The sequence below is a fragment of the Pseudomonas pergaminensis genome, from assembly GCF_024112395.2.
Classification (GTDB): domain Bacteria; phylum Pseudomonadota; class Gammaproteobacteria; order Pseudomonadales; family Pseudomonadaceae; genus Aquipseudomonas; species Aquipseudomonas pergaminensis.
Genome location: NZ_CP078013.2, coordinates 5,566,906 through 5,588,244, shown reverse-complemented (window position 1 = coordinate 5,588,244; position 21,339 = coordinate 5,566,906). Strand labels below are relative to the sequence as shown.

Annotated in this window: 20 protein-coding genes; 12 read left to right on the top strand and 8 right to left on the bottom strand. The window is 61.4% G+C overall.

What is annotated here, in order from left to right; genetic code table 11:
- Positions 1–97 precede the first annotated feature (97 nt).
- From KUA23_RS25445 to antA, 4 genes are all read right to left on the bottom strand, one after another.
- A complete protein-coding gene (locus KUA23_RS25445) occupies positions 98–1,501 on the bottom strand; it encodes an amino acid permease (RefSeq protein WP_099492581.1) in 1,404 nt (467 codons plus the stop codon).
- Between the two features lie 72 nt (positions 1,502–1,573).
- A complete protein-coding gene (gene antC / locus KUA23_RS25440; RefSeq protein ID WP_252993042.1) occupies positions 1,574–2,581 on the bottom strand; it encodes an anthranilate 1,2-dioxygenase electron transfer component AntC in 1,008 nt (335 codons plus the stop codon).
- 225 nt (positions 2,582–2,806) lie between these two features.
- On the bottom strand, positions 2,807–3,298 hold the full coding sequence (antB, locus tag KUA23_RS25435; protein ID WP_078050179.1) for an anthranilate 1,2-dioxygenase small subunit: 492 nt from the start codon (positions 3,296–3,298) through the stop codon (positions 2,807–2,809).
- A complete protein-coding gene (gene antA, locus KUA23_RS25430) occupies positions 3,298–4,689 on the bottom strand; it encodes an anthranilate 1,2-dioxygenase large subunit (protein ID WP_252993041.1) in 1,392 nt (463 codons plus the stop codon). Before antA ends, antB begins: the two co-directional genes overlap by 1 nt.
- Before the next feature lie 310 nt (positions 4,690–4,999).
- On the opposite strand from antA, the gene KUA23_RS25425 reads away from it, so the two are divergent.
- On the top strand, positions 5,000–5,980 hold the full coding sequence (locus tag KUA23_RS25425) for an AraC family transcriptional regulator (RefSeq protein ID WP_078050177.1): 981 nt from the start codon (positions 5,000–5,002) through the stop codon (positions 5,978–5,980).
- A gap of 133 nt (positions 5,981–6,113) precedes the next feature.
- Here KUA23_RS25425 and KUA23_RS25420 read toward each other — a convergent pair whose 3' ends face one another.
- Positions 6,114–6,989 carry a LysR family transcriptional regulator gene (locus KUA23_RS25420; RefSeq protein WP_078050176.1) on the bottom strand — a complete coding sequence of 292 codons (876 nt, stop codon included), beginning with the start codon at positions 6,987–6,989 and terminating at the stop codon, positions 6,114–6,116.
- Between the two features lie 114 nt (positions 6,990–7,103).
- On the opposite strand from KUA23_RS25420, the gene KUA23_RS25415 reads away from it, so the two are divergent.
- The 3 genes from KUA23_RS25415 to catA are packed head-to-tail and all read left to right on the top strand — an operon-like array spanning position 7,104 to position 9,505.
- The gene (locus KUA23_RS25415; RefSeq protein ID WP_252993040.1) at positions 7,104–8,231 is read left to right on the top strand and encodes a muconate cycloisomerase family protein; all 1,128 of its coding nucleotides are present in this window, start codon (positions 7,104–7,106) and stop codon (positions 8,229–8,231) included.
- Between the two features lie 12 nt (positions 8,232–8,243).
- Positions 8,244–8,534, top strand: coding sequence for a muconolactone Delta-isomerase (gene catC / locus KUA23_RS25410; protein WP_078050174.1), 291 nt, complete (start codon positions 8,244–8,246; stop codon positions 8,532–8,534).
- A gap of 41 nt (positions 8,535–8,575) precedes the next feature.
- Positions 8,576–9,505, top strand: coding sequence for a catechol 1,2-dioxygenase (catA, locus tag KUA23_RS25405; protein WP_252993039.1), 930 nt, complete (start codon positions 8,576–8,578; stop codon positions 9,503–9,505).
- A 103-nt stretch (positions 9,506–9,608) separates the two neighbouring features.
- Here catA and KUA23_RS25400 read toward each other — a convergent pair whose 3' ends face one another.
- Positions 9,609–10,082, bottom strand: a complete 474-nt coding sequence (locus KUA23_RS25400) for an Lrp/AsnC family transcriptional regulator (protein ID WP_016974903.1) — start codon at positions 10,080–10,082, stop codon at positions 9,609–9,611.
- 144 nt (positions 10,083–10,226) lie between these two features.
- Between KUA23_RS25400 and kynU the strand changes: the two genes are divergently transcribed.
- Together kynU and KUA23_RS25390 are read left to right on the top strand one after the other, a co-directional pair.
- On the top strand, positions 10,227–11,477 hold the full coding sequence (kynU, locus tag KUA23_RS25395; protein WP_078050172.1) for a kynureninase: 1,251 nt from the start codon (positions 10,227–10,229) through the stop codon (positions 11,475–11,477).
- Between the two features lie 137 nt (positions 11,478–11,614).
- On the top strand, positions 11,615–13,021 hold the full coding sequence (locus KUA23_RS25390; protein ID WP_078050171.1) for an amino acid permease: 1,407 nt from the start codon (positions 11,615–11,617) through the stop codon (positions 13,019–13,021).
- Here the strand turns inward: KUA23_RS25390 and KUA23_RS25385 are convergent.
- A complete protein-coding gene (locus KUA23_RS25385) occupies positions 12,967–13,857 on the bottom strand; it encodes a LysR family transcriptional regulator (RefSeq protein WP_252993038.1) in 891 nt (296 codons plus the stop codon). The two genes, KUA23_RS25390 and KUA23_RS25385, sit on opposite strands and share 55 nt — an antisense overlap.
- 183 nt (positions 13,858–14,040) lie before the next feature.
- Between KUA23_RS25385 and KUA23_RS25380 the strand changes: the two genes are divergently transcribed.
- The 4 genes from KUA23_RS25380 (at position 14,041) to KUA23_RS25365 (ending at position 18,406) form a co-directional block, all read left to right on the top strand.
- A complete protein-coding gene (locus KUA23_RS25380) occupies positions 14,041–14,805 on the top strand; it encodes a sulfite exporter TauE/SafE family protein (RefSeq protein WP_252993037.1) in 765 nt (254 codons plus the stop codon).
- A 60-nt stretch (positions 14,806–14,865) separates the two neighbouring features.
- Positions 14,866–15,762: a LysR family transcriptional regulator gene (locus tag KUA23_RS25375; protein WP_078050168.1), complete on the top strand. Its 897-nt coding sequence runs from the start codon at positions 14,866–14,868 to the stop codon at positions 15,760–15,762.
- 103 nt (positions 15,763–15,865) lie between these two features.
- On the top strand, positions 15,866–16,759 hold the full coding sequence (locus KUA23_RS25370) for an NAD-dependent epimerase/dehydratase family protein (RefSeq protein ID WP_252993036.1): 894 nt from the start codon (positions 15,866–15,868) through the stop codon (positions 16,757–16,759).
- Between the two features lie 201 nt (positions 16,760–16,960).
- Positions 16,961–18,406, top strand: coding sequence for a SulP family inorganic anion transporter (locus KUA23_RS25365; protein WP_078050166.1), 1,446 nt, complete (start codon positions 16,961–16,963; stop codon positions 18,404–18,406).
- Positions 18,407–18,474: 68 nt separating this feature from the next.
- On the opposite strand, the gene KUA23_RS25360 is transcribed toward KUA23_RS25365, so the two are convergent.
- The gene (locus KUA23_RS25360) at positions 18,475–18,855 is read right to left on the bottom strand and encodes a lysozyme inhibitor LprI family protein (protein ID WP_252993035.1); all 381 of its coding nucleotides are present in this window, start codon (positions 18,853–18,855) and stop codon (positions 18,475–18,477) included.
- 248 nt (positions 18,856–19,103) lie between these two features.
- Between KUA23_RS25360 and KUA23_RS25355 the strand changes: the two genes are divergently transcribed.
- Both KUA23_RS25355 and KUA23_RS25350 read left to right on the top strand, forming a co-directional pair.
- Positions 19,104–20,453, top strand: coding sequence for a GntT/GntP/DsdX family permease (locus tag KUA23_RS25355; RefSeq protein WP_252993034.1), 1,350 nt, complete (start codon positions 19,104–19,106; stop codon positions 20,451–20,453).
- A 25-nt stretch (positions 20,454–20,478) separates the two neighbouring features.
- Positions 20,479–21,339, top strand: coding sequence for a MurR/RpiR family transcriptional regulator (locus KUA23_RS25350; protein ID WP_078050164.1), 861 nt, complete (start codon positions 20,479–20,481; stop codon positions 21,337–21,339).

Below are 21,339 nucleotides of genomic sequence, written 5' to 3'. Positions count from 1 at the left end.
GCTTGCCTGCGATGGCATCACCTGGGTCTCACTGTAAACCGAGTCGTCTGCATCGCGGGCAAGCCCGGCTCCCACACAAGCCCGGCCCCCACAGGAATCACTGTGCGTTCACTACCGCGTTGCTTTTGCGAACCCGCAACCGATAGGCCACATAGATAACCCCCACCCACACCGGCATCGCATACACCGACTCGCGAATACCCGGGATCGCCAGCATTACGCTGATGATCATCAGCATGAACGCCAGGCACAGGTAGTTGCTGAACGGGAACCAGAAGGTCTTGAACGACGGCGTCACGCCTTGCTCGCCCATGGCCTTGCGGAACTTGATGTGGGTGATACTGATCAGCGCCCAGTTGATCATCAACGAGGCAACCACCAGCGCAAACAGCAACTCCAGGGCACTCTGCGGCGCCACGTAGTTGACCACCACGCACAGCATTGTCACCAAGGCCGAAATCGCCAGGGCGCGGATCGGCACGCCTTGCTTGTTCAGTTTCATCAGCGACTTGGGCGCATCGCCTTGCTCGGCCAGGCCGAACAGCATGCGGCTGTTGCAGTACACGCCGCTGTTGTACACCGACAACGCGGCGGTCAGCACCACGAAGTTGAGGATGTGCGCAGCCGTGTCGTTACCGATCAGCGAGAAGATCTGCACAAACGGGCTGCCGCTGTAGCCATCGCCCGACGCGCCGAGGGTTTGCAGCAGTTGGTCCCATGGGTACAGCGACAGCAGCACGGTGAGGGCGCCGACGTAGAAAATCAGGATCCGGTACACCACCTGGTTGATCGCTTTCGGGATGACCTTGCGCGGCTCGCTGGCTTCGGCGGCGGTAATGCCCACCAGCTCCAAGCCACCGAACGAGAACATGATGAACGCCATGGACATCAACAGCCCCATGCCGCCATTGGGGAAGAACCCGCCGTGGCTCCACAGGTTGCTGATCGAGGCTTGCGGGCCGCCGGTGCCGCTGAACAGCAGGTAGCAACCGAGCACGATCATGCCGACAATCGCCACCACCTTGATGATCGCGAACCAGAACTCGGCCTCGCCGAAGAACTTCACGTTCAGGGTGTTGATCAGGTTCACCGCGACAAAAAACACCAGTGCACTGACCCAGGTCGGGATCTCCGGCCACCAGAACTGGATGTACTTACCCACCGCCGTCAGTTCGGCCATGCCCACCAGCACGTACAGCACCCAGTAGTTCCAGCCCGCCAGGAAGCCTGCGTAGCCGCCCCAGTATTTGTGCGCGAAGTGGCTGAAGGAGCCGGCCACCGGCTCTTCGACGATCATCTCGCCGAGCTGGCGCATGATCAGGAACGCGATGAAACCCGCAATCGCGTAGCCCAGGATCATCGACGGCCCCGCCGACTTGAGCACCCCGGCCGAGCCGAGGAACAACCCCGTGCCAATCGCCCCTCCCAAGGCGATCAGCTGAATGTGCCGGTTCTTCAGGCCACGCTTGAGGCCTACCGGGTTAACCATGTCATCCGCCATTAACATTCCCTTCTACTTGTTTTTCTCAGGGTTGAGTGCACGCCGCATCAGCCCCTCAGAAGTGCTGAGGGGTCAGATATTACTCTGCGTAAACTTTTCGTAATACAGCTGAACGCCATCAAGTGCCTGATCCGCCAGCCATTGCTGGATGGATTCGACCATTGGAGGGGGGCCGCATAAGTACATATCCGCCGATCTGTCCCGCAATTCGGCCAGGTCAAAATGCTCGGTGAGGTAACCGCGCTTGCCGGGCCAATCCTGCGCGGGTGCGCTGAGGACTTCGGTGTAGCGAAAGCCCGGGATTTTCGCGGCATACGCCTGGATGCGCGCCGCTTCGCACAAGTCCTCGGCCCCGCGCACGCCGTAGTAGAGGTGCACGGGTTGGTCGCAGCCGTTGGCGGCCAGTTCATCGAGCATGCCCAGCAACGCCGATAAGCCGGTGCCGCCCGCCACCAACACCAAGGGCTTGGTCACATGGCGCAGGTAGAAGGCGCCGAGTGGCGCTTCCATCACCAGTTCATCGCCCACCTGGCAACGCTCGCGCAGGTAGTTGCTCATCACCCCATCGGGCAACAGGCGCACCAAAAATTGCAGGTGATTACCCGGCAGGTTGGCGAAAGAATATGACCGCCAACTGTCCGTGCCAGGCACCGACAGGCGGGCATATTGGCCCGGCAGGAAGTCCAGCGCCTGATCCAACTGCACCTGCAGGATCGCGGTACTGGTCGACACGTGCTGCACCGCGCTCACTGTGCCACGCACCTGCACCGGGCCCGGCGCGTTGCACAGGCTCGAATCGAAGTCGAAATAGAACGTCGCGTCGGACTTCACTCGTGTCTGGCAACTGAGCATCTTGCGCTGTTGCAGGTCGAGGCTGGAGAGGGCTTCCTCATCCACATAGTCCTGGCTGTAGTCGCCGGACTCGCAACGGCCCTGGCAGGTGCCGCACACGCCTTCGCGGCAATCCAGGGGGATCTTGATGCCGTTGCGCAGCGCCGCATCCAGCAAGATTTCATTCGCGCCCACTGGGAAAAACAGGGTCTTGCCGTCGGCAAAACTGAAGGCCACTTTGTGATTCATGTATTGTTCTCTGCCTATTTATGACGTACGCACGGCCTGTTGTGGTGAGCGTGCTTTTTGTGGTGAGCGGGCTTGCCCCGCGCTGGGCTGCGAAGCAGCCCCATGAAAGTCGCCGCATTTTTCCCGCCAAACCGCAGTGTTTGGACCAGGGGCCGCTGCGCGCCCCAGCGCGGGGCAAACCCGCTCACCACAAAAAAGCACGCTCACCACCACAACAAGGGCGCTTTAGAGGTGATAGAAATCCAGCACCGAGTTGATGGTGTCGTTGAGCAGCAACGCGTGTTTGCGGGTGATCAACCAACTGTCGCCATGGGGCTTGAGGCTGTAGGTAGCCTGTCCGTAGAACTGCTCCGACGTAGCCAAGCGATAGAACAACGTGTGCCAGTTCAATTTCACCTCCAGCGTGCCATCCGGTTGCTCCGCAATGCGCACGTTATTGATCAGGTGCAAGGTGCGCGGCATCGGCGTGGCTGACGCCGCCTTGCCGGTGCGCAGGCGGAACACGCGGTCCTCCAGGCCCGAGCGGTTGGCGTAATAGATCAGCGACATCTCGCGCTTGGGGTCGCGGGTGTAGACGTGCTCCGAGTCCCACTGCGGTAGGTGGAACTCACTCTGCGGGTCGAACAATTGCACATAGGCGTCCCAATCCTGGGCGTCGCACAGCTCGGATTTACGGTAGAAGAACTGCTCGATCTGGTACTGCAGTTGCGCATTCATCACTTCACCTCCCGCAGTGTCAGCGCTTGGTTGTCCAAGCCCTTGAGCAGGAATTGCTGCCAGTTGCGGTGCTGGTTCACGTAAAGGCCTTCATGGGTGAATTCGGTGCCGGTCATGGCCGGTTGGATGCCGATGGCTTCGCTGTTCGGCGTGGGCCCGGTTTCCCAGCGATGGCTGCCGCGTGAGATATCGCTCCAGCGCTCAAGCCGGCCCTGGAAGCCGCGCTGGGCTTCGCGGAATTCCACCAGGTCATCCGGCGTGCCCATGCCCGATACGTTGAAGAAATCCTCAAACTGGCGAATGCGGTTTTCACGGTCGGCGTCGGACTCGTTCTTCACCCCCAGGCACTGGCTGATGATCTCGGTCTTGTCCCACGCCACCGGGCGGATGATGCGCAGTTGCGAGCTGATCTGGTCGAGAAAGAACAGGCTCGGGTAGATATTCAAATTGCGCAGGCGGTGCATCATCCACTCTGCCTTTTGCTGGCCGTGTTCTTCTACCAGGCGCGGCATGATGGTGGCGTAGCCGGAGCGCACGCTGGGGTTGGGCATGTCGCTGAACAACAGGCTGTGGCCGTTGTTGAAGGCGAACCAGCCGTCATCGGTGTTCGCATCGCCGGCACCGAGCTTGCTGTAGTCTAGGGTGCTGCCTGCGCCGGTGCCGTTCTCGGTGTTCACCTGTTGGCGATGCTGCACCGTGGCCACGTAGTTATAGTGCACGGTGCTGACGTGATAACCGTCCAGGCCGTTTTCGTTCTGCAGCTTCCAGTTGCCGTCGTAGGTGTAGGCAGACTTGCCCGGCAGCACTTCCAGCTCGCCGGTGGCAGACTGCGCAACCATCATGTCGAAGAACACTTTGGCGTCGCCGAGGAAGTCCTCCAGGCTGTCGGTGCCCTTCACGTCCAGGCTGATAAACACGAAGCCCTTGTAGCTCTCGATACGCGCCTTTTTCAGGCCGCGTGTGGCCTTGTCGAAACCCTCCGGGTATTCCCCCGGCGCCTTGACCTTAACCAGCCGGCCGTCGCTCTTGTAGCACCAGGCGTGGAACGGGCAGGTGAAGGTGGATTGGTTGCCCTTGCCGACACGGGTAAGCGTGGTGCCGCGATGTTGGCAAGCATTGATCAGTGCATTGAGCCGACCTTCGCCATCGCGGGTGATGATCATCGGCTGGCGCCCGGCGCGCATCGTCACGAAGTCGTGGTTGTTGGCCAGTTCGCTTTCGTGGCAGGCGTAGATCCAGTTCTTTTCGAAGATCAGTTCCATCTCCAGATCAAACAGTTCCGGCTCGGTGAACATGTCGCGGGCGATACGGAACACCTCGTCCGCCGGGCGAAAATCCAGACAACCTTCGATAAATGTTTTCCACTGCTCGACGCTTCTTGCACCACTCATGGGAGGCACCTTTTGATAGGGCTAATCGGTGGTTTATTAGAGGCAGCGGGGCAGGGTGCGGGCTATCCGCTTAGTGGGGGAACCTGCGCCGGAAAATTGGGCAGCAAATACCCAACCCGGTGCGCAGCGGTGACGGGATGCGCTACTGTCTGGCGGGGCAGGTGGTGCAAAAGCCTGCGACTTATCCACATAGTCGACCGTTGCTATCCACCCAGTGGCCATTGCGCTGGCGTGGCGCATTACTTGCTTTCGAACCATAACGACGCGCCGCCAGAGCGCGCAAAAGCCTAACCGCCGTGGGTGCACCCTGATGAGCAGCCAAACGATTCAACGCTTCGACCTGGAAGGTGCCCGCAGCTGGATGTCCGGCATCTGCGGGCCCCATCGCCTGGCCACCGCCACGCCCGAACGCCTGCGCTTTCACCACAGCGCCAACGTATTCAAGTCCCGCGCCACCACCTTGGGTGTGATCGAGTACGGCACCGATGTAACCATCGACATCGAAGACGCCGAGCACTTCAGCAGCTACAGCCTGAGCCTGCCGCTGGTGGGCGAGCAGGAGTTGAGCAAGAACGGTGAGCGCTTGAGTTCCAACCGCGACCAGGGCGTGATCATCTCGCCCAATGAGCATCAGGTGCTGGCGATCTCTGGCGACTGCCGCAAGTTGCAGGTGGTGATCACGCGTGCGGCCATGAGTGAGTCACTGGAAGGTTTGCTGCAACGGCCCATCGAAGCGCCGCTGCGCTTTGAATCGGTGATGGACGCGGTAGACGGCGCGTCGGCCTCGTGGTGGCGCATGGCGCGCTACTTCATCGCCGAGCTGGAGCACGGCAGCGAGTTGTATGGCCAGGCCGCCTTTACCTGCGACCTGGAAAGCTCGCTGATCAAGGGCCTTATCCTGGCCCAGCCGAATAACTATTCCGAAGAACTGCGCGATGTCCTCGGTGTGAAGCTTCCGCACTACCTGATCCGTGCGCGCCAGTACATCCACGACAACGCCCGCGAAGCCGTGCACCTGGAAGACCTGGAAGCCGCTGCGGGGGTGTCGCGGTTCAAGCTGTTCGATGCCTTTCGCAAATACTTCGCGCTGTCGCCCATGGCCTATCTGAGGAAGTACCGGCTGGGCGTCGTGCGCCAGGAAATCCTTGAACACGGCTCTACCCGTACCATCTCTGAGATCGCCCTGGGCTGGGGCTTTACCCACCTGGGGCGGTTCTCGGCGGAGTATCGAAAATTGTTCGACGAGTCCCCTAGCCAAACCCTGCAGCGCAAGCGCCTGCGCAGCCTTTGAATACAATGAAGATCCAAATATGGGAGCTGGCTTGCCTGCGATAGTGATGTGTCAGTCAGCTGATGTGCCAGCTGACCCACCGCTATCGCAGGCAAGCCAGCTCCCACAGGGGTTTTGTAGTGTTTGGGATAAATCAGATGAGCTCTTCCACCAGTTGCAGGCAATGATTCAGCCCCGGCGACTGGTCATTCACCCGTCGGCTCAGAATGATTGGCGAGGTCGCCGTGGCTTCCACAATCGGCGTGTAGCCGATGTCTGCACGGTGCAGCACCTGCACCGACGCAGGCACCAACGTTACGCCCATCCCCGCGCCCACCAGCCCGATGGCAGTTTGCAATTCGTTGGTCCACTGCGCCACCTTGAGGTTGAGGCCGTGGGCATCGAACAGCGCGATCACATGGTCGGCGTAGCTGGGGCGTGGGTTGCCGGGGTAGAGCACAAAAGGCTCGGCGGCCAGTTGGGCGAGGGTGGCGGGCGCGTCCAGCAGCGGGTGGCCGGCGGGCAGCACGGCGACCAACCGATCTTCCACCAGCACGCGCTGGACAATGGCCGGGTCGTCGATGCGAATCCGACCGAATCCCACATCGATGCGCCCGGCCTTGAGCGCTTCGACCTGCTGCAAGGTGGTCATTTCCGACAGCCCCAACTCCAGCTCCAGCGCCTCATGGGTGCGCAGCCGGCGAATCAGTTCCGGCAGCACGCCGTAGAGGGTCGAAGGTGCAAAGCCGATGCCCAGCCAAGTCTTCTCGCCCTGGCCGATGCGTCGCGTGTTGTCGCAGACCTTGTTCAGTTGTTCCAGCAGCACGTTGGCGTGTTCATAAAAAAACCGCCCGGCCTCGGTCAGCCGCAGCGGTCGGCCACGCTCAAGCAAAATGACGCCCAGTTCATCCTCCAATTGCTGGATCTGCCGGCTCAACGGCGGCTGGGCGATGTGCAGGCGTTCGGCAGCACGGGTGAAGTTGAGGGTCTCCCCCAGCACCTGGAAATAGCGCAGGTGACGCAGTTCCATGACGACTCCTTTCATACCTTGAGGGTATTGTTCGAGACCCATTCTATATTGGAACCCTTGAAAGATACGGCACAGAATCGGCTCAAACCTATAAAGAACCCAACGGGTATAGCCATGCCGATTTGCGCCATCGAGTCGATCGAAACGATCATCGTCGACCTCCCGACCATCCGCCCGCACAAGCTGGCGATGCACACGATGCAAAACCAGACCTTGGTGGTCATCCGCCTGCGCTGCGCCGACGGCATCGAAGGCATTGGCGAGGCCACCACCATTGGCGGCCTGAGTTATGGCAATGAAAGTCCCGACAGCATCAAGGTCAACATCGACCGTCACTTCGCGCCGCTGCTGATCGGCCAAGACGCGAGCAATATCAACGCCGCCATGTTGCGCCTGGAGCGCAGCATTCGCGGCAACACCTTTGCCAAGTCCGGGATCGAAAGCGCCTTGCTCGATGCCCTGGGCAAACGCCTGAACCTGCCGGTCAGCGAACTGCTCGGTGGCCGCGTGCGCGATGCCTTGCCGGTGGCCTGGACCCTGGCCAGCGGCAACACCGAAAAGGACATTGCCGAGGCCGAGAAGATGCTCGACCTGCGCCGCCACCGCATCTTCAAATTGAAGATCGGCGCCGGTGAGGTCAGCCAGGACCTGGCCCATGTGATCGCGATCAAAAAGGCCTTGGGCGACCGTGCCAGTGTGCGCGTCGACGTCAACCAGGCCTGGGACGAGGCGGTGGCATTGCGGGCGTGCCAGGTGCTCGGCGACAACGGCATCGACCTGATCGAGCAGCCCATCTCACGCAACAACCGGGGCGGCATGGCGCGACTCAACCTGTCGAGCCCGGCGCCGATCATGGCGGATGAATCCATCGAGTGCGTCGAAGATGCATTCAACCTGGCGCGCGAAGGCGCGGCGTCGGTGTTCGCCCTCAAGATCGCCAAGAATGGCGGCCCGCGTGCGGTGCTGCGTACAGCGGCGATTGCCGAGGCCGCGGGGATCGGCCTGTATGGCGGCACCATGCTCGAAGGTGGCATCGGTACCCTGGCGTCGGCGCATGCCTTTCTCACGCTGAACACGCTGGCGTGGGACACCGAACTGTTCGGCCCGTTGTTGCTCACCGAAGACATCCTCATCGAGCCGCTGGTGTACCGCGATTTCCATTTGCATGTCTCCACCGCACCGGGCCTGGGCCTGGCCATCGATGAAGAGCGCCTGGCGTTCTTCCGTCGTGACAAACACTAAGAGGCGCCTGCCATGTTGTTCCACGTAAAAATGACCGTGAACCTGCCACTCGACATGAACCCCGAACGCGCTGCCAGCCTCAAGGCCGACGAAAAAGCGCTGGCGCAGCGGCTGCAGGAGGAGGGCACGTGGCGCCACCTGTGGCGCATTGCCGGGCACTACGCCAACTACAGCGTGTTCGACGTCGACAGCGTGCAAGCACTGCACGACCTGCTGATGCAACTGCCGCTTTTCCCCTACATGGCCATCGAAGTGAACGCCCTGTGCCGGCACCCTTCGTCGATCCATGAGGACGACCGTTAAGCCTGTCATGCACCCAATAATTACAAGATGAGGAATGCCCCATGTCCATCCGACTGTCCCAGACTGCCCACGCCCAACAGTTTCTTGAAGAAGCCAGCGGCAACCTCAACGACGCGGGCAACCCGCGTACCAAGGCGCTGATCTACCGGATTCTGCGCGACACCGTGAACATCATCGAAGACCTGGAGGTGACCCCGGAAGAGTTCTGGAAGGCGGTCAACTACCTCAACGAGTTGGGCAAGAATCAGGAAGCCGGCCTGCTCGCGGCAGGGCTGGGCCTGGAGCATTACCTTGACTTGTTGATGGACGCCGCTGATGAAGAGGCCGGTAAATCCGGTGGCACCCCGCGCACTATCGAAGGCCCGTTGTATGTGGCCGGTGCGCCGTTGAGCCACTACGAGGCGCGGCTGGACGATGGCACGGACGACGCGGTGCCGCTGTTCATGCGCGGGCAGGTGCGCGGTACCGATGGCAAGCCGCTGGCGGGGGCGATTGTGGATGTGTGGCAGGCCAATACCGGCGGTACGTATTCGTGGTTCGATCCGACACAATCCGAATTCAACCTGCGCCGACGCATCGAGACTGATGCCCAGGGCAACTACCGATTCCGCAGTATCGTGCCATCCGGCTACGGCTGCCCGCCGAGCGGGCCGACCCAGCAACTGCTGGATCAACTGGGGCGCCACGGGCAGCGGCCGGCGCATATTCACTTCTTCATTTCCGCGCCGGGGCACCGGCACCTGACCACCCAGATCAACCTGTCGGACGACCCGTACCTGCATGACGACTTTGCCTATGCGACGCGGGATGAGTTGATCGCCGAGATTCGCTTCAGTGACGACCCGCAGCTGGCGCGCGAGTTTGGCGTGGAAGGGCGGTTGGCGCAGATTGATTTTGACTTTGAGTTGCAGACTGCCAATGCGCCGGTGGAGCAAAAGCGCATGCAACGAGTCCGCGCCCTTGAAGACTAAACGCTGTTAAAAATGTGGGAGCTGGCTTGCCTGCGATGACGGCGGTGAATGCGCCATTGCTATCGCAGGCAAGCCAGCTCCCACAGGGGCGGTGGTGTTGAGGCTATTTGCGGATGACCAGGTCAAGCACCTCATCGCGATCCTTGATCTTCTGCAACACAATCTCCGAGCGTATATCCATCACCCCCGCCGTGCGGTTCAGGTGGTTCACGATAAAGTCCGAGAAGTGCTTGAGGTTGCGCGCCTGCACCCTCAGCACATAGTTGCTGGCGCCGGTGATCACATAGGCGCTGGCCACTTCCGGCCAGCCCTGCACCTTCTTGATAAACGTCTCGTGCCAATCCTCCACGTCCTGGCGCAACGACAGGTGCACAATCGCCTCCAGCTCGATCCCCAACTGCTCGGCATTCAGCACGGCGCGGTAGCCACTGATGATCCCTTCACTCTCCAGCAGGCGCAGACGGCGCAGGCACGCGGACGGTGACAGCGCGACTTTTTCTGCCAGTTCCTGGTTGCTGATGCGGCCATCCTGTTGCAGGAAATGCAGGAGGCGCAGGTCGGTGGCGTCAAGAATCATGGTTAGAATAAATCCGCGTGTTTGGAGGTTAAATTCGAATTTCCTACAGCTTAATTAGCCTGTTACCTCCCACTTTGCACGAAAATTCTCTTAAGCTTCGTTCATTATTTGGTTCATTCCTACCTATAAAAACCAGGACAATCCATGAACACTCGAAGCCATTGCCAAGCCCTCGACGCACAGGACCCGCTGGCACCCTTGCGCACCCAGTTCGCCTTGCCGCAGGGCGTGATCTACCTCGACGGCAACTCCCTCGGTGCGCGCCCGGTGGCGGCGTTGGCGCGGGCGCAGGCGGTGATTGCCGATGAGTGGGGCAATGGCTTGATTCGCAGCTGGAACAGCGCCGGTTGGGCGGATTTGTCCCAGCGCCTGGGCAACCGCCTGGCCCCGCTGATCGGCGCGCGCGACGGCGAAGTGGTGATCACCGATACCACCTCCATCAACCTGTTCAAGGTACTCAGCGCCGCGTTGACTGTGCAGCGCCAACGCCAGCCTGGGCGCAAGGTGATCGTCAGCGAGGCGAGCAACTTCCCTACCGACTTGTACATCGCCGAGGGCCTGGCCGAACTGCTGCAGCAAGGCTATTCCCTGCGCCTGGTGAACAGCCCGGACGAACTGCCCCAAGCCATCGACCAGGACGTGGCGGTGGTGATGCTCACCCACGTCAACTACAAGACCGGCTACATGTACGACATGCAGGCGCTCACCGCCCTGAGCCATGAGTGCGGCGCGCTGAGCATCTGGGACCTGGCGCATTCGGCCGGCGCGGTGCCCATCGACCTGCATCAGGCCGGTGCCGACTATGCGATCGGCTGTACCTACAAGTACCTCAACGGCGGCCCGGGTTCCCAGGCGTTTGTGTGGGTCAACCCGGCGTTGGTGGACGTGGTGCGCCAGCCGCTGTCGGGCTGGTTCGGGCACACCCGGCAGTTCGCCATGGAATCGAACTACGCGCCGAGCGCCGGTATCGCCCGCTACCTGTGCGGTACGCAGCCGATCACTTCATTGGCGATGGTGGAATGCGGCCTGGAGATTTTCGGCCAGACCGACATGGCCAGCCTGCGCAGCAAATCCCTGGCGTTGACCGACCTGTTTATTGCGCTGGTGGAGGCCCGTTGCGCGGCCCATGAGCTGGTGTTGATCACCCCGCGTGAGCATGCCAAGCGCGGCAGCCATGTGAGCTTCGAGCACCCCGAAGGCTACGCAGTGATTCAGGCCTTGATCGCCCGTGGCGTGATCGGTGACTACCGCGAACCGCGCATCATGCGCTTCGGGTTTACCCCGCTGTACACCAGCTTTACCGAAGTGTGGGACGCGGTGGAAATCCTCGGCGAGATCCTCGACAACCACACCTGGGACCAGCCGCAATTCAAAGTTCGCAACAGCGTCACCTGACACTACGTCGATCAGAATGGGGGAGCTGGCTTGCCTGCGATGACGGTGGTGAATGCACCATCGCCATCGCAGGCAAGCCAGCTCCCACAGGGTTCAGCGTCAGCAACAACAATCACAATAATAAAGGGGCACACCACGTGACCACGCCAGACAACGGCTTTGCCGAGATCACCCACCGCGAACTGGGCCTGCGGCGCCAGCTCACTTCCGGCCAGATGAGCATGATCGCCATCGGCGGCGCCATTGGCACCGGGCTGTTCATGGGCAGCGCCTACGCCATCGGATATGCCGGGCCGAGTGTGCTGGTGAGCTACGCCATTGGCGCGTTGATCACGCTGCTGTTGATGGGTTGCCTGGCGGAGATGACGGTGGCGCATTCCACCTCGGGCTCCTTCGGCGCCTACGCCGAGTTCTACATCAGCCCACTGGCCGGCTTCCTGGTGCGCTACGCCTACTGGGCGGCGATCGTGCTGGCGGTGGGCGCCGAGGTCACGGCGGTGGCGATGTACATGAAGTACTGGTTCGCCAACGTGCCGGAATGGGTGTGGATCGTGTCGTTTTCCAGCGTGCTGATCCTGCTCAACGCCATCAGTGTGAAGACCTTCGGCAACTTCGAATACTGGTTTTCGACGATCAAGATCAGCGCCATTGTCGGCTTCATCATCCTCGCCGTGTACGTGGTGTTCGGCTCCGGCAACCCGGAATACGGGGTGCAGAACTACACCGCCCACGACGGCTTTTTCCCCCATGGCCTGAGCGGCATGTGGATCGCGGTCATCGTGTCGATCTTCAGCTACCTGAGCGTGGAGATGATTGCCGTGGCCGCCGGTGAAGCGGCTGACCCAGAGCAAGCTGTGAAGAAAGCCTTCCGCGCCACCATCGTGCGCCTGGTGGTGTTCTACCTGCTGACCCTGGCGCTGATGCTGGCGATCGTGCCGTGGAACCAGGCCGGGCAAACCCAGAGCCCGTTCGTGACGGTGATGCAGACCATCGGCATTCCGGGGGCCACCGGGGTGATGAACTTCGTGATCCTGATCGCGGCGCTGTCGGCGATGAACAGCCAGCTCTACATCACCACCCGCATGATGTTCAGCCTGTCCCGCGCCGGCTTCGCGCCCAAAGCCATGGGTGCCCTGAGCCAGAGCGGCATCCCGCTGAACGCGCTGCTGCTGTCCAGCTCGGGCATTGCCCTGGCAACGCTGTTGAACGTGGTGTACCCGGAAAGCTCGTTCACCCTGATGATGGCGATCTCGATGTTTGGCGCGATCTTTACCTGGTTCATGATCTTCCTCACGCACCTGTTCTTCCGCCGCTACCGCAAGCGCCATGGCGGGCCGAAGCTGTCGTTCCAACTGCGGCTGTTTCCCTACAGCACGCTGCTGGGCCTGGTGCTGATGGGCGCGGTGATGATCACCACGTATTTCACCGAGGCGTTCAAGATGACCTTGGTGTTTGGTGTGCCGTTCCTGCTGATTCTGTCGGCGGTGTATTACGGGTTCTTCCGCAAGGGCAGGGCCAAGGCATCGAACAAGGCCCTGGCGTAACCGGGCAATTGCTCGAACGAGCGCGCGCAGAGCAGCAGCATTCGGCGGGCCCACTCTTCTTGCAGGGGGTGGGCCTTGAAGCTGCGTTCCAAAGGCCAGCGCTCCAGCGCGGCTTGGGGCACGATGCCCAGGCCAGCGCCGCGGGCGACCATGCGAATCACCCCATCAAAGCCTTCGGCCCGGATGCGTGTTTGCAGGCGGAAACCGGCGTGCAATGCCTGTTCTTCGAGATACACCGTCAATGCGCTGTGGGGGGCGAGGCCGACAAAGTCGTATTGCAGGCTATCGACAAAACTCCCTTCGGTGAACGGATGATCCTGCGGTGAGATCAGCACCAGCGGGTCATCGCGAAACGCCAGGGTCTGCAGGCCGTGGGTGTCTACCGCGTCGGAAATGATCCCAAGATCTGCCGTGCCCTGGCGCAAGGCCTGGGTGATGCGCAGGCTGGGCAGTTCCTGCAGGTCGATATCGAGATTGGGGTGCTCGCACAGAAAGTCCGCCAGCAGTTCCGGCAGGTATTCACTCAGGGCGGTGGTATTGCACAGCAGGCGCACCTGGCCTTTGACGCCATTGGCGTATTCCGCCAGGTCCTGTTGCAGTTGCTCGGCTTGTTGCAGCAAAAGCCGGGCGTGACGGGCGAGGGCCTTGCCGGCGGGGGTGGGCGTGACGCCACGGCGGCCGCGCTCCAGGAACTCGATGCCCAGCGAAGCTTCCATCGCCCGGATACGCGCACTCGCCGCGGCCAGGGACAAATGGCTACGACCGGCGCCAGCGGTGATGTTGCCGGTGTCGAGGACGTGCAGGTAGAGGCGCAGGTCGATCAGGTCAAAGTGCATGGCTGGGTTTCTCGGGTGACTGGACTGACGCTTTCGCGAGCAAGCCCGCTCCCACACGTGGAATGCATTTCAACTGTGGGAGCGGGCTTGTTCGCGAAGAGGTTATCAGCCTCATGCAAAACAAGAGGCTGCCTCAGTATATGGCGAATTTCAGCACCCATCGAAAAACCGCACAATCACCCCATGAATACCTTCCTCGCATTCTACCAAGACATCGGCCCCGCCTTGACGCTGCTGGTGATCGGCACCTTCCTACTGGCCGGTACAGTCAAAGGCATGATCGGCCTGGGTTTGCCGACGGTCGCCATGGGCATGCTTGGCCTGGCTATGCTACCAGCGCAGGCAGCGGCGTTATTGATCATTCCATCGACCGTCACCAACCTGTGGCAACTGGCGTTCGGCGGCCACTTGAGCGCGTTGATCAAACGCCTGTGGCCCATGCTGCTGCTGATCTTCCTTGGCACCGGGCTTGGCACGCTATGGCTGGGGATGGACGGTGGTGGCTGGGTGGTTCATGCATTGGGCGGTGCATTGATGGTCTATGCCCTGAGCGGCTTGTTCCTGCCCTCGTTCAAGGTGAAGCCTGAAACCGAACGCTGGCTGGGCCCACTGTGCGGGGTGATCACCGGCATTATCACCTCGGCCACCGGTGTGTTCGTGATTCCTGCCGTGCCCTATCTGCAAGCCCTGGGCTTGAGCCGCGACCAGTTGGTGCAGGCGCTGGGGCTGTCGTTCGCTGTATCGACCCTGGCACTGGCGGCCGGGCTGGCCTGGCGCGGCACCCTCGGTGGCGGTGAACTCAATGCTTCGCTACTGGCATTGGTGCCGGCGCTGCTGGGCATGTGGTTGGGGCAAGCGCTGCGTCAGCGCATCAGTGCGCTGTTGTTCAAGCGCGTATTTTTCATCGGCATGGCGCTATTGGGCGCTCATCTTCTGATCAGTGGTTAAGGGCGCGGCCGTTCAATCTCTCGGTGTAAGCTGCTGCGAACCGATATGAGAGGACAACGTGTGAAAGCCCGATCCGATGAGCTACAGATCTTTGTCAGCGTGATTGAGTGCGGTTCGATTTCCGCTGCCGCAGAGCAGGTCGGGCAGACGCCCTCGGCGGTCAGTCGCACCTTGTCGCGCCTGGAAGCCAAGCTCGACACCACGCTGATCAACCGCACCACGCGGCGCATGGACCTGACCGAAGAGGGCAAGTACTTTTTCGAGCAAGCCAAGGTGATCCTGGCGCAGATGGATGAGCTTGAAGAGCGCCTGTCGTCACGCCAGAAAAAACCGGCGGGGCGCCTGCGCATCAACGCGGCCGTGCCGTTCATGCTGCATGGGATCGTGCCGTACATTGCCGAGTTTCGAAGCCTCTACCCGGACATCCAGCTGGAGCTGAACAGCGATGACTTGATCATCGACCTGCTGGAACAAAGCACCGACATCGCCATTCGCATCGGCGCCCTGGCCGACTCCACCCTGCACGCGCGCGCGCTCGGTTGTACGCCGCTGCATATCCTCGCCAGCCCTGGGTATCTCAAGCAGCACGGCACGCCGACCACAGTGGCCGAGCTGGCGGACCACACCCTGCTGGGGTTCACCCAGACCGAAACCCTCAACCACTGGCCATTGCGCCATGTGGAGGGCGACCGCTGGCTGATCCAGCCCAGCGTGGCGGCGTCCAGTGGCGAAACCGTGCGCCAGTTGGCGCTGGAGGGTCAGGGCATCTGCTGCCTGTCGAACTTCATGACCATCGACGATATCGACGCCGGTCGCCTGGTGCCCGTGCTGGAGGCGTTCAACAGTGGTTATCGCCAGCCGATCCATGCGGTGTTCTATCGCAACTCGCAGTTGGCGTTGCGTATCCAGTGCTTCCTGGACTTTATCCAGGCCAAGCTGGCGCGGTATGCCTGCTGATTCGTGACTTTGGCGCAAGAGTCAATTGGGCAACAGGGGCTTATTCGTCAGGAGTGAGCCCTTGATACTGGGCTCATCACTTACCCAGTCAGGAGCACTCTCCATGAACGTATTCGTAACCGGCGCTGCAGGTTTTATCGGCGGTTCCATCGCCACTGGCCTGGTCAAGGCTGGCCACACCGTGACCGGCCTGGTGCGCAGCGCCGAGCAAGCGGCTGAAATGACTGCGCTGGGCATCGTCCCAGTGATCGGCACCCTGGATGACACCGCTGTATTGACCGAACAGGCGCACAAGGCCGATGCGGTGATCAACGCCGCGAGCAGCGACCATCGCGCTGCCGTGGAAACCTTGTTGGCAGCCTTGAAGGGCTCGAACAAGCCGTTCCTGCATACCAGCGGTTCGAGCATTGTCGGTGATGCGTCGGGTGGCAAGGCCAGCGATGTCATCTATTTTGAAGATAGCTTGCCGGAGCCGACGGTCGACAAGGCCGCCCGCGTGGCCATCGACAACCTGATCCTGGCGGCGGCCAAAGAAGGCGTGAATTCGGCAGTGATCTGCAACACCCTGATCTACGGCCACAGCCTGGGTGTGAAGCGCGACAGCGTGCAATTGCCGCGTCTGCTCAAACAAGCACGCAAAAGAGGCGTAGTGCGCCATGTGGGCACCGGGCAGAACATCTGGTCCAACGTGCACATTGAAGACGTGGTGGCGCTGTACCTGCTGGCACTGACCAAAAACGTTCCGGGCACCTTCTACTTCGTGGAGAGCGGCGAAGCGTCGTTTATCGACATGACCACCGCGATTGCCCAAGCGCTGGGCCTGGGTAAACCGCAGGATTGGCCATTGGCCGACGCCGAGGCCGAGTGGGGTTATGAAATGGCCAACTACGGCCTGGGCTCCAACAGCCGAGTGCGCGGCAAGCATGCCCGTGAACAGCTGGGCTGGGCGCCGAAGCGTACGTCGGTGGTGGAGTGGATTCGTCACGAGATGGTGTGATGTTCGCTTGATACCGGGGCGCTTCTTTCGCGAGCAAGTCGCACCGCCGCTCCCACACTGACTGCATTCCAAAGCTGGAACTCGGTCAAATGTGGGAGCGGGCTTGCTCGCGAAGGGGACGATACGGTCTTCGAGACTAGCCCCATCCCCCTCAATTCCGTACCATTCCCCGCCTTATCCCCCGCAATGCCCTGGTACCTCATGAATCTCACCCGTCTGCGCGCCGATGCCCTGGCCGGCCTCACCACGTCTTTTGCGCTGCTGCCCGAATGCATCGCTTTTGCCCTGGTGGCCCACCTCAACCCGCTGATGGGGCTCTACGGCGCTTTCATCATCTGCACCCTTACGGCTTTGTTTGGCGGTCGCCCCGGCATGGTGTCCGGTGCAGCGGGCTCAATGGCCGTGGTGATCGTGGCGCTGGTGGTGCAACACGGTGTGGAATACCTGCTGGCCACGGTGTTGCTGGGCGGGTTGATCATGGTCGCCTTCGGCCTGCTGCGCCTGGGCAAGCTAGTGCGCATGGTGCCGCACCCGGTAATGCTGGGGTTCGTGAATGGCCTGGCGATCATCATTGCCCTGGCGCAATTGGAGCATTTCAAGAGCGGTGAACACTGGCTCAGTGGCACGCCGCTGTACGTGATGACCGGGTTGGTGCTGGTGACCATGGCCATCGTCTACCTGTTGCCACGCATCACGCGCGCCGTGCCGCCTGCATTGGTGGCGATCCTCGGCGTGGGCCTGGCGGTGTACCTGCTCGGCCTGCCCACTCGCACGCTGGGCGACATGGCCCACATCGCCGGCGGCCTGCCGACCTTCGCGCTGCCGCAGGTTCCATGGACCCTGGAAACCCTGGGCATCATCGCCCCCTACGCGTTCCTGATGGCGATGGTCGGCCTGCTGGAAACCCTGCTGACGCTCAACCTCACCGATGAAATCACTGAGAGCCGTGGCTACCCCGACCGCGAAAGCGTGGCGCTGGGTGCCGCGAACATGGTCTCGGGCCTGTTCGGCGGCATGGGCGGCTGCGCGATGATCGGGCAGACGGTGATCAACCTCAGTTCCGGCGGGCGCGGGCGTTTCTCCGGGGTGTTCGCCGGGGTGATGATCCTGTTGTTCATTTTGTTCCTGTCGCCGTTGATCGAGCGGATTCCGCTGGCGGCGCTGGTGGGCGTGATGTTTGTGGTGTCACAGCAGACCTTCGCCTGGGCGTCGCTGCGGGTGATCAACAAGGTGCCGCTCAATGACGTGCTGGTGATCATTGCGGTGACGGTCATCACCGTGTTCACCGACCTGGCCACCGCAGTGCTGTGCGGGATCGTGATTGCAGCACTGAATTTCGCCTGGCAACAAGCGCGGGAGCTGTATGCGGATGAGCATATGGAGGCCGATGGCAGCAAGCTTTACCGTCTGCATGGCACCCTGTTCTTCGCTTCGACCACGCCGTTTTTGAATCAATTCGACCCGGCCAACGACCCGGCCCAGGTGACGCTGGATTGCCGTCACCTGAGCTTTGTCGATTACTCAGCAATTGCTGCGCTGATGACCCTGCGTGAGCGTTACAGCAAGGCCGGCAAGCACCTGCGGGTGCTGCATCTGTCGGAGCGCTGCAAGAAGTTGCTCAAGCGGGCCAAGGTTCATCACGACTGACCTTGGGGTGATGGCGGTTTCGGGATCGCCACCGCCATCGCCGGCAATCCGGGTCCCACAGGGGGCGTTTATGGCCCGACCAGGTCTTCGAGTTCCTGGGCGCGGGTCTGGGTCATGTCCAGCACGCAGCCGGAGCCGTTGACCTGGTCGATGGTGCCTCCGGTGGCAGAGCCGGCGAAGCCGCAATTGGCGTCACGGTATTTTATCCACAGGCGCTGAACGTCCTGCAGTTGCTGCTTGCGCGCGCCTTCCTGGGCGGCGAGGGCGGTCTTGTAGGCCCTGTTCAGGCGCGCGTCCTGCACCTTGGCTTCCTTGGCGTTGCAACTGACCATGTCGGCGGTTGTGTTGGCGCTGTCCATGCATTTTTTCAGGGCGGCGTTGTCGGCGGCAGAGGCCGTGCTGCACAGGGCAAGAAACAGGGCGCTGGCGGCAAGGGAGGTGCGAATCATGGTCGGTTTTCCTGGGCATGAGTGGGGGCGCATTCTAAGACTCAATGGCGCCCGTTGAGTTTCCGGCATCGTCTGATCTTCATGTAAGAACACCCCTCGAATTTTCATCCACACCTGTCGGGCATACCCCAGTGCGACAGCGCTTGTCCGAGGGCGAAAATTACTTTCATAGAATTTGAAAATACTCCTTGGTAATGATTTATGAGTTTCACAACCAATTCGACGTGACCCTTTCCGAGGAGTACCGCATGGCCGCATCACCGGGCTTCGGGCTATTGGCATACGCTGCCATCGCCATCATTGCTTTGATCGTGCTGATTGCACGTTACCGGCTCAATCCGTTTATCGTCATCACCCTGGTATCCATCGGCCTGGCGCTGATGGCCGGGATGCCGGCGGACACCATCATGGGTTCCTACGAAGCAGGCGTCGGCAAGACCCTGGGGCATATCGCCCTGGTCGTGGCGCTGGGTACCATGCTGGGCAAGATGATGGCCGAGTCCGGCGGTGCCGAGCAGGTGGCGCGCACCTTGATCAATCGGTTTGGCGAGCGCAACGCACACTGGGCCATGGTGTGCATCGCCTTCCTGGTGGGGCTGCCGCTGTTTTTCGAAGTTGGTTTTGTGTTGCTGGTGCCGATCGCCTTTACCGTGGCACGGCGGGTAGGCGTGTCGATCCTGATGGTCGGTTTGCCGATGGTCGCCGGTCTGTCGGTGGTGCATGCGCTGGTGCCACCGCACCCGGCGGCGATGATGGCGGTGCTGGCGTATAACGCGTCGGTGGGGCAGACCGTGCTGTATGCGATTCTGATCGGCATTCCTACGGCGATCATTGCCGGCCCGGTCTATGCCAAATTCATCGTGCCGCGCATTCACCTGCCAGCGGAGAACCCGCTGGAACGCCAGTTCATCGAGCGCGAACCGCGTACACGCTTGCCAAGTTTCACACTGACCATGGGCACCATCCTGTTGCCGGTGGTGCTGATGATGATCGGCGGTTGGGCCAACGTGATCTCCACGCCCGGTACCGGTTTCAACCAGTTCCTGCTGTTTATCGGCAACTCGGTGATTGCGCTGCTGTTGGCGACATTGGTGAGCTTCTGGACCTTGGGGATCGCGCAGGGCTTCAACCGCGAGTCGATCCTCAAGTTCACTAATGAATGCCTGGCGCCGACCGCGAGTATCACCTTGCTGGTGGGGGCGGGGGGCGGCTTGAACCGGATCCTGGTGGACGCCGGTGTAACTAACGAAATTTTGGGCCTGGCCCACGCGTTCCACTTGTCGCCACTGGTGATGGGTTGGCTGTTTGCCGCGTTGATGCGTATTGCCACGGGTTCGGCGACCGTTGCCATGACCACCGCGTCCGGCGTGGTGGCGCCGGTCGCCATGGGCCTGGGTTATCCACACCCCGAATTGCTGGTGCTGGCCACCGGTGCGGGCTCGGTGATCTTTTCCCACGTCAATGACGGCGGCTTCTGGCTGATCAAGGAATACTTCAATATGACGGTGATCCAGACCTTCAAGACCTGGACCGTGCTGGAGACTTTGATTTCTGTGGTGGCCTTCGGTCTCACCTACGGCCTGTCTCTTGTTTTATGAGCCTCATTTGTAACCCGGAGACCCCATGGACATTCTCTACCAGATCCGCGCCCGCCAGGATTCGTTCAGCGCCGGCGAAGGGCGTATCGCCAAGCTGATGCTTGATGATGTGGGATTTGCCGCGTCGGCCAGCCTGGAAGAATTGTCCCAACGGGCCGAGGTCAGCACGGCCACCTTGTCGCGGTTCGCGCGCAGCGTCGGTTGCCGGGACTTGCGCGACCTGCGCCTGCAATTGGCCCAGGCGAGTGGGGTGGGCAGTCGCTTCCTTGACCCTGCGGGGTTGCCGGAGCAGTCGGCGTTTCATCGGCAGATCCTGGGGGATATCGAAGCGACCTTGCGTCAACACTTGTCGGGGTTCAACCAGGCGAGCTTCATCGATGCGGTCCACCTGTTGGGCAAGGCGCGGATGATCCACGCATTCGGCATGGGCGGCCCATCGAGCCTGTGCAGCGACGAGCTGCAGGTGCGCCTGGTACGCCTGGGCTATCCGATTGCTGCCAGTCATGACCCGGTGATGATGCGTGTCACGGCCGCCACCTTGGGGCCGGAGCATGCGCTGATCGTGTGTTCGTTGACCGGCCTGACCCCGGAGCTGCTGGACGTGGTGGAACTGGCGCGCAATTACGACGCGCGCATTGTCGCCATCACCCTGGCGGATTCGCCCTTGGCGCAGTTGGCGGATGTACTGCTGCCCCTGCAACCGGCCGAAACCAGCTTTATCTACAAACCCACGGCGGCCCGCTACGGCATGCTGCTGGCCATCGACCTGCTCGCCACTGAGCTGGCGCTGGCCCTGCCGGACGACAACCAGGAACGCCTGCGCCGCATCAAGCTGGCCCTGGACGATTATCGCGGAGGCCCAGACAGCCTGCCGCTTGGAGACTGA